Genomic DNA, 5986 nt, shown 5'->3' with positions numbered 1-5986 from the left:
CGCGCTCGCATTCTCACCTGATGGTTTATTGCTGGCGATTGGTTGCAGTCGGCCGGACGGATATCTGCAACTTTGGGATTCGGTCCAGATGAAGCCGGTGGCTGGTCGTAAGTTCGAGGGGCATACAGGATCGGTACTGAGCGTTTCGTTCTCAAAAGAGGGGCATTCCCTCCTGACGAGTTCCTCGGATAAGTCGGCTCGATTATGGAATGTTGCCACCGGGACATTGGATCGCTCGTTCTTCGAACAGACGGGGTGGGTCTGGTCCGCGGAGTTTTCTCCTGACGAGTCCTCGATTGTGACCGCCGGGCAGGATGCCCGAGCGATCGTCTACGATTTGACTGGTCAGGGAACGCCCAAAAAATTCCACGGACATGATAAAAGTCCCGTCTACTCCGCGAAGTTCACTCGCGACGGTACGGCTGTGATCTCTGCCGGGCAGGACGGAAGAATTCTTCTATGGCGGCCGGATGAGATCGAAGATTACCGCTTTGATTCGCTGAAAGACGGGCTTTTCCAAGATAAGGTCAGGGCAAGAAACGCGATCATTCCGACACCGAAGTTTAAAGAATTTCGGCTGATGGATGCGGATGCCAAGATAAAGCCTGTTCGTTCGCTTGCCATCTCAAAGGACGGAAATCATCTCGCCAGTTGCGGCGACGACAACACGATCCGAATCTGGAACATTGCGACCCGTGAAATGGAGAAGCAGATCCGCGGACACGGTAGCGTCGTCCGGTCGTCGCTGTTCCTCCCGGACGGACACAGGCTGCTGTCGGCCAGCCACGACCGAACAATCCGAGAATGGGTCATTGACAGCTTCACCGAAGTAAGGACCTTGTTCGAAGGGCATGTCGATGCCGTTCTTGCCGCATCATACTCACCCGATCAAAGATGGATTGTGACCGCCAGCGGCGACCGTTCGGCCCGTATCTGGAATACTGCGAGCGGTAAGCTCGAGCAGGAATTCGGCAAGGATGATCAGGCGTTCGACGCGACCGATTCGGGTCAGGTGCGCCCCAAGAATGAATTTCGAGAGGGACACCTGTTTCTCGTTTCATCGGCTCAGTTCTTTCCGGATGGCCGGCAACTTCTCACCGCAGCGGCGGACAATACGGCGCGCGTCTGGGATGTCGAACGTGGGGGGCAAAGTCTGTTACTTGAGAACACAGGTCGTGCCGCCGCGATTGCGATCTCTAACAACCTGCAGTGGATTGCAACCGGAGGAGGCCGGGTTCCCTCCGCTGACAAACCATCCGAGAGCCTCTGGTCTGCCCAATTGTGGAACGCCGCTACCGGCGAGCATTTGAAAACATTCTCCAATGAAAACGGTCATAAGTGGGAAGTGACAGCGGTTGCATTCGCACCGGACAACCGTCTGCTCGCCACGGGGGATGTCATGGGGCACATCCGGCTTTGGGATCTGGAAAGTGGCGCTGTCGTGGGACGACTCGACGGACATGGACGCTACAAGATCTCTGCGATGGCCTTCCTGGAGGATGGCCTTCGTCTGGCGACTGCAAGTTACGATAACACCGTGATGCAGTGGGATGTGAAGTCGGGAAAAGAGATCAAGTCTCTCATGTTGCCTCATCCCGATTCAGTCCTCGCGATGCAAATTATTCCGTCAACTAATCGGATCGTGACCAGCTGCACCGAGCAAAAGTCGATCGGCGAAGGTAAGACTGAAGCGATATCAACATTGCGGTATTGGGACGGGGCGACCGGAAAGTTGCTGGCGACTTCGACACCCTTTGCCGGTACGGCACAATCCATTTCCGTTTCCGGGTCGGGCGAGTACGTCAATGCGGCCAACTCCGAAACCGGCGATGTTTTGACCTGGAGCCTGGCGGATCCGAAGCAAGAGGTGACCAAGCTGCTTTCCAGTCCCTCACGGAGCGATCTGCGGTCGGTTGTACTGCATCCTGATGGCCACCAGATTGTGACCATCGGCGGGAGCGACGCATTACTTTGGGATTTGAGCAACCCACAGAAGCCCTCACTTGTAAAGAGCTTTTCCCAGCATCTGACGGTCGCATCGGCCCGCTTCTCGCCAAACGGAAAGCGGATCGCCACTGGAGGGCTGGATAAGACGGCACGTGTCTGGGACATCCAGACAAAGCGGGTCATTCGCAAGCTGGAAGGAGAGCAGGGACACAAAGGGCGAGTTAACTCCACCGTCTTTTCACGAGACAGCGCTCACTTGCTGACGGCCAGTACTGACGGCACCGCCAAGCTTTGGAACATCGACACCGGAGAAGTCGTGTTCACTCTCGTCAATCGCAGTGGACCCGATGAACAGGTCAGTCCGATCAACTCGGCAACCTTTTCCGGTGATGGAGAATGGATTGCCACGGCATCCGAGGATGGCAAAGCCAGATTGTGGAGTGTCAGAACGCAGGAATGCGTTCGAACGTTCAGCGGACATCAGGCGGGAGTTGTTTGCCTGGAATTCACAACGGACGGTGCAAAGCTGGTCACGGGGAGCAAGGACAAGACGGCCCGGTTATGGGACGTGGCGACGGGAACGGTAGAGTTGATCTTTGAAGGACACACCGAGGAAATCACATCGGTGGCAATCTCGCACGACATGCTGCGAGTCCTGACCGGCAGCGCGGATGATTCTGCAAAACTCTGGGATGCGAAGCTTGTCACGGATTCCGAGGCAGAATCGCAGGTCGCAACTGTAGCTGCTTCATCCGCTCGGCGTGCTACGGAAATCCTGACGTTGATCCGACACAAGAACGATGTCACGTCAGTGGCGTTCTCGCCTGATGGGTTGCAGATTCTGACAGGCAGTCTGGACCGTACGGCAGTAATCTGGCTGGCACGCGACTGGCGTTGAAAAGGACCAGCATTGAGTCAGTTCGACCCTGACCGTGGCAGACGACTGCCACGGTCAGAGCGGACCGTCAAGAGAACGTGAATTCTCTCTGTAAAGCGACAGAATTACCGCCAGTGGATGGAATCAGCGGTAGAAAATGGTGGCGTAATAGCCGTTTGCACCACGAGCCACACCGATTTCGATGGGAGTTCGCTGGCCCCAGAAGCAGGAATTACGAATCGCCTGGTCTGGAGTGGCACCAAAACCGTTTCCTTCGTAGCTGCCGCCACCAAAACCACCCCCCAGATGCTGAACGCTTCCCAGGCGAGCGCTTTGTTCGGCCTTCCACTGTGCGCTTCCGTGTGCTGCAGTCCCGGCGGGCGGAACGACGGTGCCAGTCTGGTTGACCACGCCACTCGTCTGAACTACACCACTTGTCTGGACCACGCCGCTCGTTTGAACAACGTTGTTAGCGACGGGGGCAGCATTAGCCTGCACGACCACGTTAGAAGGGGTAGCGACAGTCGAAGTTGGCGTTACTGCAGTGTTGTAACCTGTTGTGTAATAGGTCATATAACCCTGCTGTCGCATCATTCGATGTCCTCGTGCCTCGGCATGGGAGGCAAACAGAGACAACGCCAACACGACGAACGCCATTTTCACTTTCATCATTCTCGAAACTCCTGCGGACTCTGAAAATGTGGGCAAGCAGCCCACGACCGATCACGACGTTCGTGACGGACTTCACTCACACTCACAACAGCGAATCCGTTTCGCTGTACTATGACTCAATCATGCATCCAAATTCATACGTGCGAACAACTGTCACGAGTGCGGTCGATATGACTGCAAATCTGACAGGGTAAGAACGCAGGTATAACTGATCTTATCTTGTAATTAGTGTTAGTTGTGCGACGCGATATTGCCGCACATCAGCGGCAATAATTGCACGCTGATGTTTCCTAAGGAGCTGTGCCTGCACCATCGAAGTGGTGTAAGGTCCACGATACTGCCTGGGTACAAGACGACTCGATTGGTCGTCGATTCATTGGATGAGCGGCAAATGTAACCTGTGGGGTTAATCGCACGCACGACCCCGCAGACATCATGCTGGGGGCGTCCACGAAGGCATTTCGTGGAACCTGAGCATTAAGTTACCAAATCCATCCGGAAAAACTTTTGAGGGTAGGGAAGTCTCGTTTCGGTTGTATCAGCCGCGAACACTCACGTCCGCACTTTTACTCCCCGGTGCCCAGATCCTTGGGCTCAACAGACTCCGTCAAAATTCCATCCAGGCAATGTCATCATCACAATGCCGACTCGCTCATTTCGAGCAACTGATTCTTAACGACGGTTTCCTTCAAGTTCAACCCCGGGAACGGAAATCGTGCCATGAAACGTGAGTTTTGGTGGCGTAACCTGTGTTTTGGAAATGGGTTGGGGTATTGCACGAATTAGGGGAAAAACGTTCAGGGATGCATTTTTCCGGGCAGTATTGCGTGGAAATTGACCCGTGAATTTGGATGAATTGAAAGACTCCGGGACTCATTTGATAGACGATCTGCGTGAGAAACCGCCTTCTGCAGATTCACAAAGCATTTGAATTGAAGACGCCGTAAAACGTTCTGATGTCGTCTGTGTGTCGCAAACAGTCCGGCATTCGACACAGCGCGATTGAGTTGGCTCGCCGTTTCCCAAGTCAGAGGGAGACTGGCTCGGTTCACTTCAACGAAGCAGGCTCACGCTGTGGCTCGCTGCTCAATCACATCGCTGCTGGTCTGGCACGACAGAAACAGTCAAGAAATATCGGCAGCCCCGGGCGGTGTTCTGCCGGCGATGGATTGATCAACGTACGGACAGAATTTTCAGCGGCGAGGTTTCGTCAGATGGCTGCAGTGTAATCGAGTCAGGGATTGTTAATTTGATGGAATAGTAGTGGCTTAGTAAGACGACGTGTTAGTAGCACGTGGTCGAAGTCTAATATCAGTGTCTTTGATAATGGTTCGGGAATCAAGTTTGAAATGACAGGTAGAAGCATGGTCGGATTAGGGAGCGCGTGCACACCTTTTATGTTGAACGATATTTGTTAGTTGGACCTGAGGCGACGAGTCGAAGGACGGAAGAGAATTCTTCGACTGGAGCTCACGATTTTTCACTGGTTCCGCTTCGGAAAGGGTCAACCCGCATGCGGCCACCGTGAGACGGAATGGAATTCTGGAGAGTTTCTGTGACGGCACTACCGGTCGCATGATGAGGGCTGCCTGAGCAATACGACCACTACCACAATTTGAATGCCGTTTACCGACGTGGTATCATCGCGTATCAACTCTCCACGGTCATCTTTGATTCTCAACCAGCACAAAATTTGACTCTCAGTGCGCGACGAATAGGTAGCGGTCTCGAAAGCGATTGATCGAATTTCAGGTCAGATTTGTTGTGAAGGGACACCATCGGAATGTACACCTCAAAATCACTGGCTGTCGCTTTGGTGCTCTTGAGCATTGCTCGGGTCAGTGTCACCGCGGCAGAACCAGCCCGTCTGAAACTGCTATTTCTGGGGGACGATGGCCACCACCAGCCGGCGATTCGCTTTAAGCAGCTTCAGCCGGAGTTGAGAAAGCGGAAGATAGACCTTGTCTATACCGACGCTGTGAGTGATCTGAATTCACAGACGCTAGCCGAGTACGACGGACTGGTCGTCTATGCGAATATCGACGAGATCTCGGATGACCAGGCCCGTGCACTTCTCGCATTTGTCGAAGGTGGAAAGGGCTTCATTCCTTTGCATTGTGCCAGTTACTGCTTCCGGAATCATCAGGAGATCGTCGGGTTAATCGGCGGGCAGTTTCTCAGGCATGAAACGGGCATGTTCCGGACCACGATCGTGGAACCGGATCATCCGGTGATGAAAGGGTTCAGCGGGTTTGAAAGTTGGGATGAGACCTATGTTCATACCCGACATAACCCTGTGAATCGAGTTGTGCTGGAGACACGGACGGAGGGGGATGCGCAGGAGCCCTGGACTTGGGTTCGGACTCACGGTAAGGGACGAGTCTTCTATACGGCCTGGGGACATGACGGACGCACATTCAGCAATCCCGGATTCGTCAACCTGGTCGAGAGAGGGATTCGGTGGGCGTGCGGTGGCGACCCGTCCATCGT

At 54.2% G+C, this 5986-nt stretch carries 3 protein-coding genes; 2 read left to right on the top strand and 1 reads right to left on the bottom strand.

The window, feature by feature from the left end:
* A partial coding sequence (locus VGE80_RS12450) for a WD40 repeat domain-containing protein (protein ID WP_440592895.1) occupies window positions 1–2845 on the top strand: 2845 nt, incomplete at its 5' end.
* Window positions 2846–2968: 123 nt separating this feature from the next.
* Here the strand turns inward: VGE80_RS12450 and VGE80_RS12445 are convergent.
* Window positions 2969–3496, bottom strand: coding sequence for a hypothetical protein (locus tag VGE80_RS12445; RefSeq protein ID WP_440592894.1), 528 nt, complete (start codon window positions 3494–3496; stop codon window positions 2969–2971).
* A gap of 1783 nt (window positions 3497–5279) precedes the next feature.
* On the opposite strand from VGE80_RS12445, the gene VGE80_RS12440 reads away from it, so the two are divergent.
* Window positions 5280–5986, top strand: a 707-nt coding sequence (locus VGE80_RS12440; RefSeq protein WP_440592893.1) for a ThuA domain-containing protein, incomplete at its 3' end; no start/stop codon positions are given.

Origin of the sequence: Schlesneria sp., assembly GCF_036405755.1 — a bacterium.
GTDB lineage: Bacteria > Planctomycetota > Planctomycetia > Planctomycetales > Planctomycetaceae > Schlesneria > Schlesneria sphaerica.
This window is presented reverse-complemented; position numbering and strand designations above follow the sequence as displayed.

Bases quoted from the DNA above. Each gene is read 5' to 3' on its own strand.
- VGE80_RS12445 (WP_440592894.1), bottom strand. From the start codon at position 3,496: ATGATGAAAGTGAAAATGGCGTTCGTCGTGTTGGCGTTGTCTCTGTTT.